The sequence below is a fragment of the Clostridium peptidivorans genome, from assembly GCF_900205925.1.
In the GTDB taxonomy this organism is placed as follows: Bacteria; Bacillota; Clostridia; order Clostridiales; family Clostridiaceae; genus Clostridium_AK; species Clostridium_AK peptidivorans.
In genome coordinates, this window is record NZ_OAOD01000008.1 from 64,582 (window position 1) to 85,108 (window position 20,527).

Genomic DNA, 20,527 nt, shown 5'->3' on the forward strand with positions numbered 1-20,527 from the left:
AAATTTTATTAAACTGACAATTTAGCCCTTTCTTCACAGCAATCAATTGCCCTATCATTTTCAAGTTGTTTTAACATTTTCATTTCATATCCTATGAAAATAAACGTTATTATCGATGAAACAAAATCTGAAATCGGTCCTGATATCCATACACCATTCAATCCATAGAAATGTGGAAGTATCAGTATAAGAGGTATAAGAAGTATAATTTGTCTTAATAAACTTAAAAACATTGAATATTTAGCTTTTCCCACAGCCTGAAAATAATTAGTGCAAGTTGCTTGCGGTCCAACAAAGGCAAAGGCCATAAGATAAATTGAAAGTCCATTTGCTCCTAGAGCTATAAGCTTAAGGTCTGTCTTATTAAAAATTTGAATAATTTCAACTGGGAATAATTGAACTAAAATAAATCCAACTGTTGATATACACGTATTTACAATAACTGCATATAACAATGCTTTTTTAACTCTGCCCATATTTTTAGCACCATAATTATATCCAATTATAGGCTGTGCCCCTTGATTTACACCAAACACAGGCATTAATATTAAAACAGCAATGCTCATTATAAGAGAATAAGCTCCTATAGCAAGATCTCCACCATACTTTGCCAAGTTTGTGTTTATAGTAATAGTAACTAAACTAGCCGCAACCTGCATAGCAAAAGGAGACATACCTATTGCTATTATTTCCTTAATAACAGATTTTTCTAACTTCATATTCTCTTTTTTTAGCTTTAACATGCTTTTGCTGCCTGTGAAATATTTATATATCCATATTGAACAAACAGCCTGTGAAGTAATAGTTGCCAGTGCTGATCCTACTACACCTAACTTAAATCCAAATATTAATATAGGATTTATAATTAAATTAAGTATAGCACCTATAAGCATAGTAATCATAGCTGTTTTAGGATCACCTTGTGAACGAATTATAGGATTTAATCCAAATCCAACATTTTGAAGTACAGTACCTAAAAGTACTATGCCTCCAAATTGCTTTGCATAAGGCATGGTTTCTGCACTTGCACCTAATATTTTTAAGAGAGGCTCCAAAAATATAAGTCCTAAAACAGTTACAATTATTGATATTATTATTGTAAGAACATAAGAAGTACCTAAAATCTTTTCCGCCTCATCTTTCTTCTTTTGTCCTAATTTTATAGAAACTACTGCTGCAGCACCCGTTCCCACAAGCATTCCTACTGCCATAATTATGTTTGTAATAGGAAAGGTAACTGCCACACCTGAAAGTGCAAGTGACCCAACTCCTCTGCCAACAAATATCCTGTCTACGATACTATATAAGGCATTAACAAGCATGCCTATAACAGCTGGAATAGAAAATTTAAGGAGGAGTTTGCCTATACTTTCCGTTCCTAGTTCTTTTGATTCATCCATATTTTATTGCCTCCTTGATTCTAATTATTATATTTAGCTTCCTAATCATATGAATATAATTAAAGCGCATTAAAATATGCTATATACTTATTTTTCTATAGCATTAAGATTATTATATAACTTTCTCATCCAGGATATAAAAATTATTCTTTCATCATCAGAAAACCCTTGAGAAGCCTCATCTTCAATCTCTTTTAAAATTGTTATAGATATATCTTTCAGTTCTCTTCCCTTTTCCGTTAGATAAAGTCTTTTAAATCTTGCATCTTCATCATCCTGTTCTCTATATATAAAGCCTTTTTTTAATAATATATCTACAAGTCCAGAAACAGAAGCTGCTTTTAAGCATAAATTTTCTTGGATTTCCTTTTGAGTAAGTCCATCCTTATTCCAAAGCTGATATAAAATTGATTTTTGTGATGTAGTTATATCATACTTTTGAAACCTTTTATCATGAACATTTTTCATAGATCTATCAATCTTATTAATCCAATATCCAATCCAATCCTCAGGTTTTTCCCTCATAAATTAGTTAGCCTCCTAACTTTTTCTTATATAAGCATAACAAATATCGAATTTCACTGCAAGTAAATTTAATTAAAGACTTAAATCCTGCTATGCTCCAATGCACATCTATAGCTGCATTAAACATATACAAAAATCTATAGAACAACTTGCCCTATAGCCTTTCTCTAAGACTTATTTTTAATTTATAAGGTTCCGCAAACATATCATATATAGAATTTTCAATTACACAGTGTTTAACTGTAAACAAAAATCCATCATTTACTGGATAAGCTACTTCCTTACTATTTAAGATTACAAGAATCTCCTCATTGGTTAATTGTTTTTCTATATTATTCTCTGTAAGTACTTTTCCACTTGAGTCTTTAAATTCAAATATTACTCTCATAGTTTTTTCTCCTTAAATTGTTATTTACATCTCACTTATATTTATATTTGGATTTTTATATCTTCCCTTGTTTTGTGTGCTCTTACCATATTCAATAGCTTTTACTGGACAAAGATTAATACATGCTAGACATTGTGTACATGTATCTCCCCATTCTGGCTTTTCTTTAACCTTAATGGTTTTAGAATTACATACTCTTTCACATAATCCACACCCAGTACACTTATTATTTACATTGAATTTTTTTGTATTCATGGCATGTTTATTGAATAAGGGATTTATGACTGATGTCAATATTCCTGGCAAGAGTCCCTTTTGAATTTGAAATATGCCTGTTCTTTTTTCTTTAATAATCTTATTAATATTTTTCAAGGTTTCTTCTGCAGACTGTAGCTTCTTACTTTCAACCTCTTTTGAATCAACATTACCCATAATAATATAGTTATTAGGCATTACAAGTGAAAATCCACTACTTAATTTCATGTCCTTTTTATTTAAGTAATTATCAAGAACCTTCATAGTGTTTCCTATATTTTCTCCGCAAGTTGCTACAGAAAAAATATAATTATTGTTATAATTATTAAACTTTAGTTTTTCAATAAATTCTAAAACCATCTTAGGCGGTGCCCAAGCATAAACCGGAAATACAAAGCCTATGGTTTCTTTACTTTTTAAAGTATATTCAAAACTCACATCCTTGCTGTTCATTTCTTTTGATATAGAAATCAATCTTTCATCGTTGTAATTTGCAATGCTTTTAGCTGCCTCTAAAGAGTTGCCAGTGCCTGAAAAATAAAATATCATGATAAACTCCCTTTTCTATATATTAATTATTATTTTATTATCCTTAGCTATTATTTTTTAACTTAATTGTTATTTCTTCGCACACATTATTTATGGACGGATTGTTCATGTCAGATACTATTGCCATAAATTCACCAATGTTATTCATTATCTCTTTAGTTTTTTTAAGTTCTTCTAATAATTTTATGGTACTTTGATTATCATCAATTTCTTTTATTGTATCATATAATTCACTGTATTTTTCTTTCCAGTATTTTATATACTTAGCTTTACCTAACGCATCATATATAAGAGCATCATTTAGAACTACAGTAAGTATTCTTTCCCTATAATTTTCATCCTTCATGACTTCTAGTACTTCATACATACAGTTTATAGATTTTAAATAGCTGTCACTAATTACTAATATTGCATAACTACTTTTTCTTATTCTTTTCATAAAAACTTTTATACTTTCCCAAGTTTCAATATCTCTTTTATCCCTTTGAAATATAACCTGTCTACTTTTAAAGTAGTTATCTATTTCATTTACAATTTCCTCGTCTCTCCAACAATAGGATAGAAAAATATTGTTATTCATGTAACCTCATCTCCCTGTAATCAATAATAAATTTTATTCTGTACCCTTAAGTTTTTTACTTATTTTTAAATTATTAAATCTTCATATCCTAGTACAATCCTATATCTAGCTTGCCACTTGCCATGTGAGTGGCACTAAATTTTATAAAGCATCCATCTACAGGTTTTTAAATCATACTTAATTTCAAAAAGTTTCATTGCATCATCAATTAAGCTTTGGCACTTAAATACAAGCATGATGTTACCAGCAAGCTTTTCGGTTTCTTTTACAATAACTTTATCAACTTTTATTACCTTTATGGTTTCATCCTCCATTTGCAGTCTAAATCTTAAAGGCCTTACATCACCTTTATTGCTGGTGTAAGAAACTACTTCGATCGGCCTTGCTATGATTTTCATAAATCTCACCTTCCCCTATAACATAGAGCTAATTAACGGGTAGTCCTCTTCTCCTATACCTCCACACATTGAACTTAAGCCTGAATGCAGAAAGCATGATCTCATGATAGCTTTATTACCATACTTTAATCTAATTTCATCCACTGCCCTGTTTAATTCTCTATCCTTATCATAATTAAAGGAATCAAGTATACTATATTGATAAAAATCATTTTTACAAAAATCTGTTATATGCACCCCTAAATGTCTTACCTTATTACCCTTCCATACATTATCAAATAGTAGGCATGCTACTTCATATATTTTTCTAGTGGAATCTGTAGCTGTAGTTAACTTCTTTTGGCGTGAATAAGATATTAAATCACTGCCTCTTATTGATACTGAAACCACCTTGCAACAGTTACCTGAATTTCTAAGTCTCATGCTTACTGTTTCACATAAAGATAAAAGTACCTTATGTGCTGTTTCTTTATCTTCTACATCAAAGGGAATTGTTGTAGAGTTTCCTATACCTTTCATATCAATATAATTACTTTTTCTCACCTTTGAATTATCTATACCATTAGCATAATTCCATATTAACTCTCCATGACTTTTTAAAATACTTTTTAGTATATCTACATCATAATTTGCTAAATCTCCTATTGTATTAATGTTTAATTTGTGCAATTTAGGAGTTGTGGCTCTACCTACCATAAATAAATCTTCAACTGGAAGATGCCACATTTTCTCCTTTATCTCCTGTGGAAATAGGGTGTGTATTTTATCTGGCTTTTTTAGGTCTGAAGCAACTTTTGCAAGCAGTTTATTATTTGATATTCCTATATTTACTGTAAACCCTAATTGATTCTTTATTCTTTCTTTTATAGTTTCAGCAAGCTTCATATAATCTGGATATAAATTTTCCATATCAGAAAAACCTAAAAAACTTTCATCCACAGAAAATCTTTGTATGTTAGGTGTGTACTCTTGTAATATCTCATGCATAGCTGAACTGCATTGCATATACAACCAGTATCTTGGCGGCACCACTACTAATTCGGGGCACTTTATTCTAGCATTATACAAAGTTTCACCGGTTCGAATATTATATTCCTTTGCAGGAATTGACTTTGTCAAAACAATACCATGTCTACTTGACTCATCTCCACCTACCACAGATGGAATTGTTCTAAGATCTAATTGCTCTCCTTGCTGAAGCCTATAAGCTGCCTCCCAAGAAAGGTATGCACTATTTACATCAACGTGAAAAATTAATGTACCCATAAACCATCAACCTCTTAATAAATTTAATTGATCACTTCCAGAACATACGTTCGTATATATTATATACCATTTTTATACTTTTTATAAGAGGTTTTTTAAAAAAATTATGCCTCAATTAAAAACGGTAAATTAAAACGACAATTTGGCTATTATTATCAAGGAGAAAAAACAAATGCAATAAAAAAAATTCTGATACCTTATTTTATAAAGTATCAGAATTTCTGGTTTTTATGAGTAATTGATTTATACTCATTTTATAATATTAGTTTTTATAAAGTTATTAACTTTTTAGAGCTAATATTACATCTAAAGAACATAACAATCTAAGTTGCACTAATATAGATAGTTTATTATCTTGTTATAATCTTTCGACTATAATAAAACAAATCACAACCTATAATAATGATTTCCTCAACTATATAACATATATAATAAACCTTATAGAATCTCTCGACCCTATAAAATCTATTTCAATACATCATATAATCTTAACTCGACCTTATACTATAAGTTTCAGCCTCATTATAATGAATTTATTTTTCAAAATCAACTATAATAAAGCTTTATCTCACAGTATAAAATCTTATCGCCGACCATACATAGACCCTTATAGATCTATGTAAGATCTTTGTTCGACCTATATACACCCCAAAACCTAAGAGCATATATAAGTCTTCGCTCAACTGTCATGTTCCTTATGCTATTATTGTGCTCAATCATAAAAATATAATACATTGTTTTTTTATTTTAAAAATTTAAATCCTTTTATTTTAATAAAGCTTCGCAAATACTTTCATATCCCACAGTAGCTTTTATGAGTTCATGAATTTCTATATGTTCATCAATGGTATGAGCTAAATTTTCACGAGATGGTCCAAATCCAATTGTTTTGATTCCTGCTTCTCCTGCATAGTGACTTCCATTTGTACAGAAAGAGTAGTATGTTATTATTGGATTCAAGCCTAACTCCTTTAGAGAACTGTAACATTCCTTAACAAAATCATCTTCCCTTGAATACTTCCATGCTGGGAAAAATCTTTCATCAGAAATCTTCTCGCCTGTATAGCATTTTTCTTCTCCTCTTGCATAAAAAGCTTTAGCATTAAATTCCGGATCATCCTTTTTTATTTCTTCAATTAAATCTAATACTGGTTTTAAAACTTCTTCTTTTGTTTCACCAACTAAAAGCCTTCTGTCATAAGTTATTCTGCAATAATCTGGCACTACAGAAGCTCCTGGATATGGAGATGACTTTATGTCAACTAATTCAAGTATTCCATGTCCCAATTCTTCATCATAGCTCATTTCCATTTTTCTTATCTTGTCAATTAATTTTGATGCCTTATACACTGCATTTATTCCTTTTTGAGGATTTGCTGAATGAGCAGGCTTTCCATAGGTTTCAACAATAATTTCCGCTCTGCCTCTTTGTCCTATTTTTAAGCTACATTCTGAAGCTTCTCCAATTACTACATAATCGGGTTTTACCCTTTCACTTATCTTTCTTGAAGCAACTCCTTCAAAACACTCTTCATGAACTACTCCTGCCACATAAAGCTCGCCTTCAAATTCCTTATTACTTCTCTTTGCAAAGTTTGATACTCCACAAAGCATAGCTGATAAAGCACCCTTCATATCGGAAGTTCCTCTGCCATATATCTTTCCATCAATAATTTCTCCACCAAAAGGGTCTACTGTCCACTTAGAACTATCTGCTACTTCTACAGTATCTATATGAGCATCAAATAATACCCTTTTACCTGGCTTATTTCCCTTTATACACCCCACTATATTTCCATATTCATCAACATAAAAACTATCAAATCCTAAATCGTTAAATATAGATTTTAACTTTTCTACTACTTGGCCCTCTTTACCTGAGTAGCTTTTAACTTTGATAAGCTCTTGGCACACTTTAATAACATTTTCTTGGTTTTCCTTTGGTAACATTAGCAATTCCCCCTCATACTAATATGTAATCAATTCTTACTACTTCACCATAGATTCCATTAACTTTCATCCCCCTGAAAATATATTAAGCAATGTTTATGCCAACAATATTAATTTGTATTTCACAAATTGATAAATTTATAAATCTATTTTTATAAATTTGATAAACTCTATTATAATTAAATTTGTTTATCTATAAATTTCTATCAAATTGATAAAATTATTAATTTGGTAGAAAAATTAACACATTATTACTATCATAGTGATAATAATTGTTAAAATGATAAAATTTAGCCATGTATATAGTACGTCATGTAATAATTTAACAATTCACTATATAAACTTACCAAAATGATAAATATAATACACTTAGTAGATCTACCATCCTAAGTTTAAAGAGATGATTAACAGTTGTTAGCAAAAATGAATAAATAGCTGCTAAGCATCTCTTACCTTTTTCATTTATTATTAATTCAAAGTAATCATATACTGTAATTATTATCATAAATTATTAGTATAAAAAATAAATTTTCGTAATTCAATGTTACAAATCAAAATAATAATAATTTGGAGGACTAATTATAATGAAAATAAAATGTATTTTTAAAGGCTTTCTCAAACTAGCATTTTTAGTAATTGTGATGTTTATGAGTCTAGCTGTAAGCTCATCTATTGTGGGCATTAGCAGCAGTTCAGATGCAGCTAACACCTCAATTTTACCAATACTTGCTTATAGCTTTATGAACACAGTTATAATTGCTTTGTTTATTGCTAACTCACGACTTAATAGAATAAAGCTTATTGCTGTAACGTCTTTAATTTTTTTCAGTATACAATACTTTATGACACAAATAGAAACCCTATATTTTAATTCTGCAATCAATATGCCAATAAAGGTTATTATAAAAGTTATTATAAGTGGCGCTCTAAATTCAATTATTTTTTCAACTGTAGCAGTTATTATATTAGGTAAATTTAAAAAAGGACTAGTTGTCCCTATAAAAAACTCCTCTATTCCTAAGCCCATTGCTTACATGGCTATTTTATCAATTGCTTACACTTTTATTTACTTTATATTTGGATACTTTGTAGCTTGGCAATTTTCAGAAATAAGAGTTTTCTATACAGGTTCTAGTGATATTCTAAATATGTTTAATCATTTAGCAAACGTGCTCCGTAATGATACTTGGCTGCCCTTATTTCAAATCTTTAGAGGATTTTTATGGGCTGCTATAGGTCTTATAATTATAAATTCCTTAGCCGTTAAAAAGAGTATGGAATATTTAATATCTTCCCTATTGTTTAGTGTATTAATATCCTCTCCATTGTTATTTTCAAATCAGTACATGCCTGGAGCTATAAGGTTTGGTCACTTTATTGAGTTATTTACCTCTATGGTTTTATTTGGAGCTCTATCTATATTTGTAAAAGATAAACTTATGAGTAGTGAGAAATCTAATTTAAGCGCGTAAAAACGGGGACGGTTAACAACTATTTTATTTGTTAACCGTCCCTTTTTTCTCTTTATTATATTTAAATTTAATCTAAATATAATAAAACCTTCTCATCTAAAAAGATAAGAAGGTATCAACTATTTTTTGTGCTAACTTTTATTCAATAAATAATAATTACTCCTTTTAATAAGCTATTACTTATTGAAACAGTGATTTCAGCGCGATTTTCATAGGCTTTTTTCTATGAAAAAAGCACCTGCAAATTGCAGATGCTTTTAACTTGCCACTTGCCATGTGGGTGGCACTATTCTTCTCTTACCACATCTATTAAATTATCCTTTTTCATTCTTCTAAGAGGTGCCTGCACAGAAATATAGCCAATGATCATAGCCCCCGCTACTGCAATAGCTATGGAATCCATAGGTATTTTGTAACTTTGCTCTCTTACATTATTCATACCTTTATAGATAGCATAGGATAATAAGGACCCTATTATTGAACCATATAAGCTTCCTACAATTCCATAAAGCATTCCCTCAAGGGTTATAATTTTTTTAAGTCCCTTTTGAGTAAGCCCAATACACTTTAATGCTGCAAACTCTCTTCTTCGTAATATTAAATTTGTGGTTAGCGTATTAATAATATTAACGCTGCCTATTAATGATACCACCACAACAAAGCCAAATAATAAAATTTTAACCATCAATATAGACGCTTTTGTTTTTCTATTTTGATCTATAATATTTATAAGCTTTAAATTCCCTTCCCCACTTATTATAGATTCAATATCTTTTTTAGCTGCATCTTCTGCCTTTGCATCCTTTAGCTTTATGTTTAACGCTGAAGGCTTTATATCCTTGCCTATTAACTTTTCAGCAACCTTTTCTGTAGTTATTATTTTAATATCCTTTTCATATCCTCTAAAATCAAAGGGGTTGCTTTCAAGAACAGCCAAGACTTTAACTTTATTTACATCTCCCTTTCCAAATTCAGAGGTATTCCCCTCTTCATTAAATCTATTTTCATTGCTTTGGAGAAGTATTTCATCTCCTACCTTTAAATCCGTTACAGGTCCGTAATAATTATTCTTCGTTTTTTCATTATATACTCTGTTTTTTCCTACTATAATTACTCCGTTTTCATTGTTTAATTCATCAGCACTTATACTTCCTTCCTTTAAATGCTTCTTTCCAACTTCTAAAGAAACTTCATCATAAACAACTAAGGAAGCATTGACCAAAGTCTTATCTTTTCCTTGATATTTTATATCCTTGTATACTCCACCTATAGTCTTTATAGGATCTAATTCCTTAGTTTTATCTATAACTGCATGAAAAAACTTTGGATTATATACCTTATACGAAACTTGTGTTTCAGGCAGCCTTTCTATGTTCCTTATAACTTTATCTTCAACACTTTTAGTATTATCATCTCCAGAAGTTACTACTGAGAAATGTACATTGTTGGACTCATTCATTTCACTATAAACATTTAATGACATATCCATAAAAGCTTTAAAGGTTATAAATAAAGTTACGCTGATTACTATTGAAAATACAGTAGTTCTATATCTTTTTCTGTTCCTTTTTATATTCTTTGAAGCTAAAGCTCCTTCAAATCCAAAAATTCTTCCTATAATCAAACTCTTTCTTTTCTTTATCTTTTCTTTTGTTATAGAATTTCTGCTGCTGATTGCAACTAGTGGTGAAATTCTTCCTGCAAATACTGCTGGAATCATTGCTGATGCATAAATTGAAAGTAATCCAATAATACTACTTATAATCAAAACATCTATCGTAATAGTTGGCTTAATGAAAACAAGCTCACCCTTGCCTATAATTTTAAAGGCTAAATCTATTCCATATAAAGCAATTATTCCTCCAACTAGCCCTATAGGAATACCTATAGCTGCAAGAAAGGTAGCTTCTCTTAATATAATTTTTCTTATTTGTCTTGGAGTAGTTCCTACAGCCCTTAAAAGACCAAATTGTTTAACCCTTTCCACCACACTTATCTGAAAAGCATTATATATAACAGCTATAGTTGCAATTATTACAATTCCAATTATTACTGACAATGAGCCTAATAATTCCTTAGGGAATCCTTCGCCTTGCATTGCTAGTAAATTAACATTTTTCATCACTGATTTCTCATCTGATAACTTTTTAAGCTCATCAAGGTTTGCTCCTAGCTTTTTATTAACATGTAACTCCGCTAGTAAAATTCTTTCATTTTCATTTACATCAGAATTGTTTGTAATTATTTCTCCTATTCCCGAACTTTGACTCATAAAAGTATCGCTTAATATTCCCACCAAAGTGTACTCTTTATCTAATATTTTTATAGTGTCTCCCAGCTTTGCATCCTTATTTATCTTACCAAGAAACCAACTTTCTAAAACTACTTCCGTACCATTTTCTGGAAACTTACCTTCTTTAAGAGTATATGGTAGTAGTTTTACCCCCTCATCTGTTACAAATATTTCTTGTCCTTTAAGATTACTACCTATATTTATTTCTTTTCCTTTTGCATAGGTACCACTTCTTAAAACATTTGGATTGCTCTTTATTTTAGTGATAAGATCATCATCAGCTTTAGAATACATAATGTGCCAGGAACCATAAGTATTTTTCATATCCTGCACTTGTGCCTCTTGCATACTCTTTAGGAAAAATCCTATGGAAGACACTAAAGCAACTGATAATATAATCCCAATTAAAGTAAGTATTGTCCTTTTTTTGTTTCCTATTAGATATTTTCCTGTTATCTCCTTGTAACTCTTAATCATATTTTCCACCTCTAATCTATTTCAAATATTTATCTGAAACTATTCTTCCATCCATAATTGTTATTACCCTATCTGCACTAGAAGCTATATTAACATCATGAGTAATCAAAATTAAGGTTTGATTATATTTTTTTGCTGAAAACTTTAAAAGCTCGATAACTTCCTTAGAATTGCTACTATCAAGATTTCCAGTAGGCTCATCTGCAAGTATTATAGAAGGTTTATTAAGAAGTGCTCTTCCTATAGATACCCTCTGCTGCTGGCCTCCTGAAAGCTCTGATGGCAAATGATTTTTTCTATCTTCTAGACCTAAAAGCTTTATTATCTCAGCTAAATACTCCTTATCTACCCTATCGTTATCAAGTAAAGCTGGCAATGCAATGTTTTCTTCTACATCAAGTATTGGTAATAGGTTAAAAAACTGAAAAATGAACCCTATTTTTCTTCTTCTGAATATAGCAAGCTTTTCTTCCTTATATTTATAAATATCCTCTCCATCAATAATAACCTTTCCTTCAGTAGGTCTATCCAATCCTCCTAAAAGATGAAGTAAAGTACTCTTACCGGAACCCGAGGCCCCCACTATAGCTACAAATTCACCTTTGTTTATACTTAAATCCACACCCTTTAGTGCTTCTACTTTATTTCCTTCTTTTCCATAAATCTTTTTTAAACCTTTAACCTTTAATATCTCCATTTTTCTACCTCCTAATATATTTTCTATCCTTAAAACGATATCTATTAATTAAAATTAGAACTAGCTTCTAACATTCAATTCTAATCTGCCTTTTCTCAATGATATTATTATAATCTTATTTAGACAAAGGCTCCATGACAGCCTACTTACAAAGAAAAAAGTTATCTTACAGTTTAGTAAGATAACTTCAATATTTTAAAAATGTAATTATAAAACTTGTTCCCTCATGATCTTTACTTGTAACTTCAATGTATCCCCCATGCCTTTCAACTACTGACTTTGCTAATGCCAGCCCAATTCCTATGGAGTCACTTTTTTGTGATTTCTTACTCTTATAAAACCTCTTAAATACATGGGGTAAATCTTCTTCTAGAATAGATTCTCCAGTGTTTTTTATGATTATTCTTGTATATATAGGGTTGTCTTCTATGTTGATGGTTACCCTTCCACCTTCGTAAGCATGTTCTATTCCATTTTTAACTATATTACTTAGTGCTTCTTGTAGCCATAGCCTATCATGCTTTAAGATTACAGTATCCTTTGATATAAGTTCTACCTCAATCTTAGCTTCCATAGCTTTGCTTTCCAGTATTTCCAGAGTTTCTTCTATAGTTTCATTTAAGCTCTGCTCCTCCATATCAAGTTCTATGGCATTAGCATCTATTTTAGCAAGCTTTAGCAAACTTAAAATAAGCCAGCTCATACGATTAAGCTGATTTTCATTATTCTTCAAGAAAGTAGTTTGCTGCTCTTTTGTTAAATTCTTATTTAAAAGAATATCATTATATAAAATCATTGTAGAGAGAGGAGTCTTTAACTGATGAGAAATATCTGAAAGTAAATCTACTAAAAACCTTTTTTCTTTGTTAAGAGCAAATAGGTTTCCCCTAATAACCTCCCCCATGGAATTAAAGGATTTTGTGAGCTTTGATAAATCTCCTTCCTTCTCTTCACTAAGTTTTAAATTGTAATCTCCTTCCACAATTTTTTTAGCTGCTAAGCTAAAGTTTCTCATACTTTCATAAAAATAACCATGCTGAAGATAGTTAAGAATAAAAAGCAGCATTGTAAGGATAATTCCTGCACTAAGCATACCTACTTCCATGCTTTTAAAATTCTCCTTTATATAAGGGAATAAACTTATATCTAACTTTTCGCTCAATCCATATTGTCTTAAAATTTCTCTGCCTTTTGTCTCTTCTTCCTTACTTACTTCCCTTGTCAAAAGTGGTACTATTTCTTTTTCAAGCTTTGGATCAGCTTCAACTATATTAGCTGTAACACTTGCAAAAGCCTTTACATAATTACTTTTTAGTTTTTCATTATAAGACTTTATCATAAAATAATTGCAAGTTAAGAATATAATCATTATCAAGAGAAATATACTAGAGCTCTTCTTTATTTCTGGATTATTAAAGTATCTTTTCATAACACTACTCCTTAACTACTTCCTTATTCCACTTATACCCCAGCCCTCTTACAGTTACGATATACTTTGGCTCCTTAGGATTTTCTTCTATCTTCTCTCTCATTCTTTTTATGTACACAGAAAGGGTATTTTCATCAAAGAAAGCCTCCGCTCCATCCATTAGCTCTCTCAATATTTTTTCTCTTTTCATTAAGGCATTTGCATTTGACATAAATATTAGAAGCAGTCTATATTCCTGAGCTGTAAGAGCTAATTCCTTGCCATTTTTTTTAGCAAGCGCCATGGATGTATCTATAATAATATCTCCACTCACCAACTTATTTTCAGAAACCGCTGTCTTACAATTTCTTCTCAAAATTGCTTTTATCCTTAGCAGCAGTTCCTTTACTCTAAAGGGTTTAGTTATATAATCATCTCCGCCCATTTGAAAGCCAAGCACTACATTTACTTCTTCATCTAGAGCAGTTAAAAATATTACTGGTACATCCCTTTTCGTTCTTATGTGCTTACAAAGCTCATATCCATTACCATCTGGCAAATTTACATCTAATATTATTAAATCAAAATCTTCTCTTTCAAAGAGTGCTTTTCCCCCCTCTAAAGTGGAAGCACTAAAAACTTCATAGCCTTCATCTTTAAGAGTAAATTCTATGCCCATTGATAATGCCTCATCATCTTCAACTAATAGTAATCTATTCATACATTCCTCCATTACTTTAAAATTACAATTAATATTTTCATTTTAATTAGATTATACATCTATATTACAATTATTAACACACTTGTCATGCATATAGCAAATTGGTCACAGTTAACAGCAATATTTAATCATCTGGGCTAATTGCATTTATAAAGATAAATGTTTAACTTCTAACAAGAGATGTTTTAGGGCTATTATGCCGCATGTTTGGAAACAGTATAAGGATGAGATTTTTAATTTTGTAAAAACTGCAAAAATGTTAAAATATTATCTTTAATATGACATATAGTTGTCCTATTCTATAACGTATAATGGCCTTATCAAATATATGGAGGTTATTCAAAATGAATTATGAAATCGTAAATTTGGAGCAAAAAATTGTTGTAGGTGTTAGCGCAATTACAAGCAATAATAATCCTAAAATGGGTGAAGTCATAGCTGGTCTTTGGGTAAAGTTATATGAAGGTGGCGTACACTCTATGATCAAAAATAAAGTTAACGAGTATGCTATTGGACTTTATTCTGACTACTCAAATGACCAATACTGTGTAACTGCAGGCAATGAGGTTTCAAAAGCAGACAATGACCAGTTGACTGTAAAAATCATTCCTGCTGGAAAATATGCCAAGTTTTCTATTCATGGACATATGGAAAAAGCAGTTGCAAAGGCTTGGGGAGAAATCTGGCAAATGGACTTAGACAGAAGTTTCACAGGAGATTTTGAGGAATATCTTAATAGTGACTGGGAGAATGCAGACATCGATATTTATATTTCATTAAAATAAAACCAAGATCAAGTGATTCTTAGACTCAGGTGGAGTTTGCTTATGAAGAATACTTATCTCCAGCTGAGTCTTAGAATCACTTATCCAGGGGCGTATCATCCGTTATCTCCCACCTAAGAGGATGGGAGTATTACGGATGGTTGCCATCGGATAAATCCATACAAAAGCATAGAATTAGAATATTTAATAATAATTATTTCATGGATGCCAAACGGGTAGCAAGTTTAAGTTTGCTACCCATAAATATCAAAATGAAAATTTTATTTGCTTTCTTCAATTAAATATAAAAGATTATCATCTACATTATAAAATAACGGTACAACTGATATGTTTGGATACTTTTCACTTAACCTTTTTGTTTCACTCAATAAAAAATCTATTTCATTTTCAATTTCAAACATTGGAGCAAAACTTGTAAAATGTTCTTCTGCATGTTTTTCATCCCATCCAGCATTCTCAACTAATCCTTTTATAAAATTCTCCTTTTTAGATATTAAATTTACCATTCCGCAATTATTATGACCTATTAAAGCTATGGTCTTAATTCCTCCAATAGCAACAGCATAGGATACCTTAAATTCGCTATATCTCAAATTTCCTCCGCCTGTTCGTAAAATATACGCAAAATTATTTGGAATCCTAAGTTGTTTACGATTATCCATGCACATTCCTACTAAGAGTTCAGCCTTAGTATATTTTTCAATATCATACCCCAAATTATGATATTGTAACAACTTTTCAATTGGAGTGTTTATATATTGTGATGATATGTCCTTTTTATCTAATACCTTTATTAATCTATTCATAAATAGCCCTCCTTACTTTATATACATAGAAGTAATTACAAACTGTCTTTATTATCTTCTTTAAGTATATAGTTTACTATAGTATATTTAACAGCTCAAGCCAAGTCTTTTTTTAATGTCTGAAAATGTGTAATGCCCAAAGGGACGGTTAACAACTGTCTGATAAAATCACAGTTAGTTGTTAACCGTCCCTTTTCATTATAAATATTCTCTTTTAAATTCTACATATCCATTTTTTCTTAATTTACAAGCTGGGCACTCTCCACAACCATTTCCTTTTATTCCATTGTAACAAGTTAGGGTTTCTTCTTTCACAATACTAAGAACTCCTAAGTCACTGGCCATTTTCCAAGTCTCTGCTTTATTTATCCACATTAAAGGAGTAAGAATTTCAAACTCATAATCCATAGCTAGATTTAATGTAACATTTAAGGATTTTATAAACACATCTCTACAGTCTGGATATCCACTAAAATCACTTTGAGAAACACCAGTTATAATAGTGTTTATTCCTCTTTGTTTTGCAAATACTGCAACAAAGGTTAAAAATAACATATTTCTTCCATCTACAAATGAATTAGGTACTCCCTCCGTTGGTGCATTTTTATCAACAGTTATATCCTGTCTAGTTAATGAGTTTGGTGCTAATTGATTTAATAAATTTAAATCTAAAATATGATGTTCTACATTATATTTTTTACATATATCCTTAGCACATTCTAGTTCTAGTTTATGCTTCTGATTATAATCAAAGGATACTGCTATAACTTCTTCAAACTTTTCCTTTGCCCAAAATAAGCAAGTTGTACTATCTTGTCCACCACTAAATACTACTATAGCTTTTTTCTTGTTCATTTATTATACCACCCTTAAATTTTTATTTAGTATAAAGCATCATCAACTTATTATTTAAAATTGTATCCGTATTAAATCTTCCTCTTAAAGTAGTTGATATTGTTTTAGTTCCTGGCTTTTTTATTCCCCTAGTGCTCATACAACCATGTTCACCTTCTATAATAACTGCTACATCTTCTGATCCAGTTATCTTTTCCATGATTTCTGCTATATCACTTCCAATTCTCTCTTGAAGCTGCAGCCTGCGACCTACCATATCCGCTATTCTTGCTATTTTACTTAAACCAATAACTTTTCCATTAGGCACATATGCTATTGCCACCTTCATGTTATACATCAATGCTAAATGATGCTCACAATGGCTAAATATTTCTATGTCTTTCATAAAAACTATATCATTAGAATTTTCTTTTATAGATAAATCATCCTCGAAAGTGGTATTAAACATTTCTGCAATCTCATCGTTAGTAAAGCACATTCCTTTAAACACTTCTTCATACATTTTAGCTACACGTTTAGGCGTGTCCTTTAGCCCTTCTCTATTAGGATCATCACCTAAAGCTACCAAGATACCCCTTATATGTTCTTCAATTGCTTTTACATCAATTGCCATGCTATTATACCCCCTTTTTGCTTGGTTCCCATATAATTTTATGAAGTTGTACCTGTAAGTTAACTCCATTCATTTTATTATGCTTCATAAATTCTACTATATCTTCCATTTGAATTTCCCCAAATACAGGACTAATATAAACACTAACTTTATCTACAAGATTATACTTATTTATTATATACTTAACTTTTTCTAAATCCTCAATAGTTCCAGATACAAATTTAACTGTATCTTTCTTAGTTAAATAATTAAAATTTTCTATTGTCATTTTATCTTCCATATTACTTGATGGAAGCTTGTAGTCCATGGTAAAGCTTGGTGCATTTTCTATTGTAGCAAACTTATTTAAAAGTATAGTTCCGTTAGTTTCTATTTCAACCTGAATTTCTTTATCTTTAGATAGAACCTCTAAAAGTTCTATTATTCCTTCTTGAAGAAGAGGCTCTCCCCCTGTTAAAGTTACATTTCTAACACCTGTGGATTTAATGTACTTATATATATCATTACAAGACATTAAATCATATGGTCCATCTTTTTCATTGGCCCAAGTGGTATCACAATAGCTGCAGTTTAAATTACACCCTGCAAATCTTATAAATACTGCTAATTGTCCGCAAAGTAGCCCTTCGCCATTAATACTAATAAACTTCTCAACTACCTTTAAATGCACTTTAAATCCCCTCACTTTCTTCATATACTGCACTATTAGTAGGAGTTTCATAAACCGTAGCTCTTTTTACGTTGTATCCTTTATCCTTCATTGTTTTAAAGAAAAATGCTGCAAAATTTTCTGCTGTTGGCCTGAAATCTACTTCTATAACTTTAAATCCGTCCTGGCATATACAGCGTAATGTTTCTTCCCTCATAGTTCCTTCTTGAATTATTAATGCATGATCATAATAGTCTATAACAGCTTTAATATCTCTTTTTAAATCACCAAAGTCAATTACCATGCCATCAAGCTGGCCGCCCTTTACTAATGTTTCTGACTGCACTTCAATTTCAACTTTCCATCTATGTCCGTGGATGTTACCACATTTTCCTTCATAATTAGCAAGGAAATGAGCACTATCAAAGCTGTGATCTGCTTTTAAAATGTACATATTTACTCCTCCTAAATTTATCTTAAAATCTTACTTCCATAGTAGCAGCATCCAATTGCTCCATTAAATTGAGGTTCTTCTACGGATACTATTTCTTCATAATCATTCTTAAGATATTCCTTTATTGCAGTGTTATTAGCAACACCGCCAGTTAAAACTAGCTTTTCCCCTCTAAATTTAGTTAAAAGATGCTGTAATCTTTTATATAGAGAGTAATTAACCCCCGCACATAATCTTTCTATACCTACACCTTCAGCTATTTTACCAATGAGCTCCGACTCAGAAAATACTGCACAAGTTGAATTTAAATCCACAGGATTCTCTGAGTATTTACTCATTTCATCAAGGGATATTTCAAGTACATTTGCCATATTTTCTAGATATCTGCCGCAGGAAGCAGCGCATTTTTCATTAAGCTCCAAATCCGTAGTGATACCTTTTTCTACTTTAACTACCTTAACGTCTTGACCCCCTACATCCAAAAGTATAAAGTCTTTTAAATTAGCTTGATAAATAGCTCCATAAGTATGAGCTTTTATTTCGTTTATTGGCGTAAAGAGTCTTAAATCAGTATTGTTTTTTCCGTAACCTGTAGACACTGCTTTATCAACTTCACCTATATTAAGCTTTTCTAAATCTACAATAATCTTACCATCAAAGCTGCAGTAATCTCTATAAAAACTCATTGTACTTACTTTTTTCTTTTGGATTATATTATTGTTTTCCATTAAAACAATCTTAACTTCTCTACTTCCAAGATCTATTCCTAATATTTTCATCTTTCAGCCTCCTTTAAATCAAGAAGCATATCAAGAAAGGCTTCTAATCTAAGTTTTGTTCTTGCATCTAATGTATTTAACTTGTCTCCTTCAATATTTAAGATTGGAATATTCAATTGACTCTTTAATACTATATCTTCTACTGCTCTATGACAAAAAGCCTGAGTGTAGTGAATTATACCATCTAATTTTCTATCTTCAATTTGCTTTTTTAATTCTTTAATTCTAAATTCAGTATCATAAGGATAAGTATAGTCGTAATACTGCTGAAATATATTTAAAGCTTTATCTCCTCTAGGGAAAGCAAATTCTCTTTGAACCTCATTATATACAAAATGAGCATTAAAATTTTCAACAAACTCATATATATCTCCAGTCATTGGAGGAACCCCAATATACCCTAATCTTAGTTTTTTATTTATTGGTTGTCTCTTCTTAATGTCATCAATGACCTTTTTAAGGTCAGCTTCAAATGAATCTATGTCTCCATTCAAGTCACTTAAACTCACCTGATATAGATGATTTTCAAAACCAGTGGCCTTATTTTCCTTATATGTCAATTCATCAATTTCTTTACCTAATTGTCTAATTTCATTTAATTTTTTTCTAGCTGCTTCAACTTCTTCCTGATTCACATTGAAGATATCCATAAATCTTTTTATTTCATTTTCTACATCCTTAAGATTATGACTGTTTGGAAAGGAAAATGGATAAACCTTTATTCCTCGTAACTGAAGTACTTCAATAAGTGCTTTAGTATTAGAACAATCTCCCCCCATAACTCCAACTATTTCTTTAATGTTATTTTCTAGACATACTCCATAAATCCCCTTTATCCAAGCACATAAGCTTTTAGGAAATCCATCTCTTTCAGCTATATCTATATATTTCAAATAATTCTCTGAGGTTATAAAAATATTATTTAAATCTATCGGTGTATACCCTGCAGCAATTATAACTTCTATTGGTACTGTTGTAGTTAAACCTATTTTTTTCATTATAATTTCTCCTTACCTTAGGAATTATATATCTATAATTTTTATTTTTTGCAAATAAAAAAGGGCATAAGCCCCCCATAAACAAAAAACTACCTAAGCCGGTAGTTACGTCCTAGTTTTGTTTATAGACAGGATGGTTACGAACTGTCTTTATTACTTTTTATTTGGCTACAGTTTACTATAAAACTTTCCTTAAGTCAAGTTTAATA

21 protein-coding genes are annotated in these 20,527 nt (G+C 30.6%); 2 read left to right on the forward strand and 19 right to left on the reverse strand.

The genetic code is table 11. The features are described from left to right. Positions 1 to 8 precede the first annotated feature (8 nt). From CRN98_RS08505 to CRN98_RS08540, 8 genes are all read right to left on the reverse strand, one after another. A complete protein-coding gene (locus tag CRN98_RS08505) occupies positions 9 to 1,400 on the reverse strand; it encodes an MATE family efflux transporter (protein ID WP_097027000.1) in 1,392 nt (463 codons plus the stop codon). 87 nt (positions 1,401 to 1,487) lie between these two features. Then, on the reverse strand, positions 1,488 to 1,925 hold the full coding sequence (locus CRN98_RS08510; protein ID WP_097027001.1) for a MarR family winged helix-turn-helix transcriptional regulator: 438 nt from the start codon (positions 1,923 to 1,925) through the stop codon (positions 1,488 to 1,490). 154 nt (positions 1,926 to 2,079) lie between these two features. Then, positions 2,080 to 2,313: a hypothetical protein gene (locus tag CRN98_RS08515; protein WP_097027002.1), complete on the reverse strand. Its 234-nt coding sequence runs from the start codon at positions 2,311 to 2,313 to the stop codon at positions 2,080 to 2,082. 24 nt (positions 2,314 to 2,337) lie between these two features. Next, positions 2,338 to 3,117 carry an EFR1 family ferrodoxin gene (locus CRN98_RS08520; protein ID WP_097027003.1) on the reverse strand — a complete coding sequence of 260 codons (780 nt, stop codon included), beginning with the start codon at positions 3,115 to 3,117 and terminating at the stop codon, positions 2,338 to 2,340. 43 nt (positions 3,118 to 3,160) lie between these two features. Beyond that, on the reverse strand, positions 3,161 to 3,697 hold the full coding sequence (locus tag CRN98_RS08525; protein WP_097027004.1) for a toll/interleukin-1 receptor domain-containing protein: 537 nt from the start codon (positions 3,695 to 3,697) through the stop codon (positions 3,161 to 3,163). A 134-nt stretch (positions 3,698 to 3,831) separates the two neighbouring features. Continuing rightward, positions 3,832 to 4,095 carry a hypothetical protein gene (locus CRN98_RS08530; protein ID WP_097027005.1) on the reverse strand — a complete coding sequence of 88 codons (264 nt, stop codon included), beginning with the start codon at positions 4,093 to 4,095 and terminating at the stop codon, positions 3,832 to 3,834. 15 nt (positions 4,096 to 4,110) lie between these two features. Beyond that, positions 4,111 to 5,361, reverse strand: a complete 1,251-nt coding sequence (locus CRN98_RS08535; RefSeq protein WP_097027006.1) for a Y-family DNA polymerase — start codon at positions 5,359 to 5,361, stop codon at positions 4,111 to 4,113. 765 nt (positions 5,362 to 6,126) lie between these two features. Then, positions 6,127 to 7,311, reverse strand: coding sequence for a YgeY family selenium metabolism-linked hydrolase (locus tag CRN98_RS08540; protein WP_097027007.1), 1,185 nt, complete (start codon positions 7,309 to 7,311; stop codon positions 6,127 to 6,129). A gap of 584 nt (positions 7,312 to 7,895) precedes the next feature. Here CRN98_RS08540 and CRN98_RS08545 point away from each other — a divergent pair. Then, on the forward strand, positions 7,896 to 8,783 hold the full coding sequence (locus CRN98_RS08545) for a hypothetical protein (protein WP_097027008.1): 888 nt from the start codon (positions 7,896 to 7,898) through the stop codon (positions 8,781 to 8,783). A gap of 286 nt (positions 8,784 to 9,069) precedes the next feature. Here the strand turns inward: CRN98_RS08545 and CRN98_RS08550 are convergent, their stop codons facing one another. From CRN98_RS08550 to CRN98_RS08565, 4 genes are all read right to left on the reverse strand, one after another. Continuing rightward, positions 9,070 to 11,553, reverse strand: a complete 2,484-nt coding sequence (locus CRN98_RS08550; protein ID WP_097027009.1) for an ABC transporter permease — start codon at positions 11,551 to 11,553, stop codon at positions 9,070 to 9,072. A gap of 16 nt (positions 11,554 to 11,569) precedes the next feature. Then, a complete protein-coding gene (locus tag CRN98_RS08555; RefSeq protein WP_097027010.1) occupies positions 11,570 to 12,250 on the reverse strand; it encodes an ABC transporter ATP-binding protein in 681 nt (226 codons plus the stop codon). Positions 12,251 to 12,437: 187 nt separating this feature from the next. Continuing rightward, on the reverse strand, positions 12,438 to 13,679 hold the full coding sequence (locus CRN98_RS08560; RefSeq protein ID WP_097027011.1) for a sensor histidine kinase: 1,242 nt from the start codon (positions 13,677 to 13,679) through the stop codon (positions 12,438 to 12,440). A 4-nt stretch (positions 13,680 to 13,683) separates the two neighbouring features. Next, the gene (locus tag CRN98_RS08565) at positions 13,684 to 14,379 is read right to left on the reverse strand and encodes a response regulator transcription factor (protein WP_097027012.1); all 696 of its coding nucleotides are present in this window, start codon (positions 14,377 to 14,379) and stop codon (positions 13,684 to 13,686) included. Between the two features lie 344 nt (positions 14,380 to 14,723). Between CRN98_RS08565 and CRN98_RS08570 the strand changes: the two genes are divergently transcribed. Beyond that, the gene (locus CRN98_RS08570) at positions 14,724 to 15,164 is read left to right on the forward strand and encodes a GyrI-like domain-containing protein (protein ID WP_097027013.1); all 441 of its coding nucleotides are present in this window, start codon (positions 14,724 to 14,726) and stop codon (positions 15,162 to 15,164) included. Between the two features lie 260 nt (positions 15,165 to 15,424). On the opposite strand, the gene CRN98_RS08575 is transcribed toward CRN98_RS08570, so the two are convergent. The 7 genes from CRN98_RS08575 to CRN98_RS08605 all read right to left on the reverse strand — a co-directional run bounded on the left by CRN98_RS08575 (position 15,425) and on the right by CRN98_RS08605 (position 20,318). Then, complete coding sequence (locus CRN98_RS08575) at positions 15,425 to 15,970, reverse strand: carbonic anhydrase (RefSeq protein WP_097027014.1); 546 nt, start codon at positions 15,968 to 15,970, stop codon at positions 15,425 to 15,427. A gap of 198 nt (positions 15,971 to 16,168) precedes the next feature. Further along, entirely contained in the window at positions 16,169 to 16,825 is a 657-nt protein-coding gene (queC, locus tag CRN98_RS08580) for a 7-cyano-7-deazaguanine synthase QueC (RefSeq protein WP_097027015.1), read from the reverse strand. 22 nt (positions 16,826 to 16,847) lie between these two features. Continuing rightward, positions 16,848 to 17,438 (reverse strand): GTP cyclohydrolase I FolE, encoded by a 591-nt coding sequence (gene folE, locus CRN98_RS08585; RefSeq protein WP_097027016.1) that lies wholly within the window; start codon positions 17,436 to 17,438, stop codon positions 16,848 to 16,850. A gap of 4 nt (positions 17,439 to 17,442) precedes the next feature. Next, positions 17,443 to 18,108 (reverse strand): putative 7-carboxy-7-deazaguanine synthase QueE, encoded by a 666-nt coding sequence (gene queE, locus CRN98_RS08590; protein ID WP_097027017.1) that lies wholly within the window; start codon positions 18,106 to 18,108, stop codon positions 17,443 to 17,445. Position 18,109: 1 nt separating this feature from the next. Beyond that, the gene (gene queD, locus CRN98_RS08595) at positions 18,110 to 18,541 is read right to left on the reverse strand and encodes a 6-carboxytetrahydropterin synthase QueD (RefSeq protein WP_097027018.1); all 432 of its coding nucleotides are present in this window, start codon (positions 18,539 to 18,541) and stop codon (positions 18,110 to 18,112) included. A gap of 17 nt (positions 18,542 to 18,558) precedes the next feature. Further along, a complete protein-coding gene (locus CRN98_RS08600; RefSeq protein WP_097027019.1) occupies positions 18,559 to 19,320 on the reverse strand; it encodes an acyl-CoA dehydratase activase in 762 nt (253 codons plus the stop codon). Further along, positions 19,317 to 20,318, reverse strand: coding sequence for a 2-hydroxyacyl-CoA dehydratase family protein (locus CRN98_RS08605; protein WP_097027020.1), 1,002 nt, complete (start codon positions 20,316 to 20,318; stop codon positions 19,317 to 19,319). Before CRN98_RS08605 ends, CRN98_RS08600 begins: the two co-directional genes overlap by 4 nt. Positions 20,319 to 20,527: the final 209 nt, after the last annotated feature.

Bases quoted from the DNA above. Each gene is read 5' to 3' on its own strand.
- CRN98_RS08505 (WP_097027000.1), bottom strand. From the start codon at position 1,400: ATGGATGAATCAAAAGAACTAGGAACGGAAAGTATAGGCAAACTCCTC.
- CRN98_RS08510 (WP_097027001.1), bottom strand. From the start codon at position 1,925: ATGAGGGAAAAACCTGAGGATTGGATTGGATATTGGATTAATAAGATT.
- CRN98_RS08515 (WP_097027002.1), bottom strand. From the start codon at position 2,313: ATGAGAGTAATATTTGAATTTAAAGACTCAAGTGGAAAAGTACTTACA.
- CRN98_RS08520 (WP_097027003.1), bottom strand. From the start codon at position 3,117: ATGATATTTTATTTTTCAGGCACTGGCAACTCTTTAGAGGCAGCTAAA.
- CRN98_RS08525 (WP_097027004.1), bottom strand. From the start codon at position 3,697: ATGAATAACAATATTTTTCTATCCTATTGTTGGAGAGACGAGGAAATT.
- CRN98_RS08530 (WP_097027005.1), bottom strand. From the start codon at position 4,095: ATGAAAATCATAGCAAGGCCGATCGAAGTAGTTTCTTACACCAGCAAT.
- CRN98_RS08535 (WP_097027006.1), bottom strand. From the start codon at position 5,361: ATGGGTACATTAATTTTTCACGTTGATGTAAATAGTGCATACCTTTCT.
- CRN98_RS08540 (WP_097027007.1), bottom strand. From the start codon at position 7,311: ATGTTACCAAAGGAAAACCAAGAAAATGTTATTAAAGTGTGCCAAGAG.
- CRN98_RS08545 (WP_097027008.1), top strand. From the start codon at position 7,896: ATGAAAATAAAATGTATTTTTAAAGGCTTTCTCAAACTAGCATTTTTA.
- CRN98_RS08550 (WP_097027009.1), bottom strand. From the start codon at position 11,553: ATGATTAAGAGTTACAAGGAGATAACAGGAAAATATCTAATAGGAAAC.
- CRN98_RS08555 (WP_097027010.1), bottom strand. From the start codon at position 12,250: ATGGAGATATTAAAGGTTAAAGGTTTAAAAAAGATTTATGGAAAAGAA.
- CRN98_RS08560 (WP_097027011.1), bottom strand. From the start codon at position 13,679: ATGAAAAGATACTTTAATAATCCAGAAATAAAGAAGAGCTCTAGTATA.
- CRN98_RS08565 (WP_097027012.1), bottom strand. From the start codon at position 14,379: ATGAATAGATTACTATTAGTTGAAGATGATGAGGCATTATCAATGGGC.
- CRN98_RS08570 (WP_097027013.1), top strand. From the start codon at position 14,724: ATGAATTATGAAATCGTAAATTTGGAGCAAAAAATTGTTGTAGGTGTT.
- CRN98_RS08575 (WP_097027014.1), bottom strand. From the start codon at position 15,970: ATGAATAGATTAATAAAGGTATTAGATAAAAAGGACATATCATCACAA.
- queC (WP_097027015.1), bottom strand. From the start codon at position 16,825: ATGAACAAGAAAAAAGCTATAGTAGTATTTAGTGGTGGACAAGATAGT.
- folE (WP_097027016.1), bottom strand. From the start codon at position 17,438: ATGGCAATTGATGTAAAAGCAATTGAAGAACATATAAGGGGTATCTTG.
- queD (WP_097027018.1), bottom strand. From the start codon at position 18,541: ATGTACATTTTAAAAGCAGATCACAGCTTTGATAGTGCTCATTTCCTT.
- CRN98_RS08600 (WP_097027019.1), bottom strand. From the start codon at position 19,320: ATGAAAATATTAGGAATAGATCTTGGAAGTAGAGAAGTTAAGATTGTT.
- CRN98_RS08605 (WP_097027020.1), bottom strand. From the start codon at position 20,318: ATGAAAAAAATAGGTTTAACTACAACAGTACCAATAGAAGTTATAATT.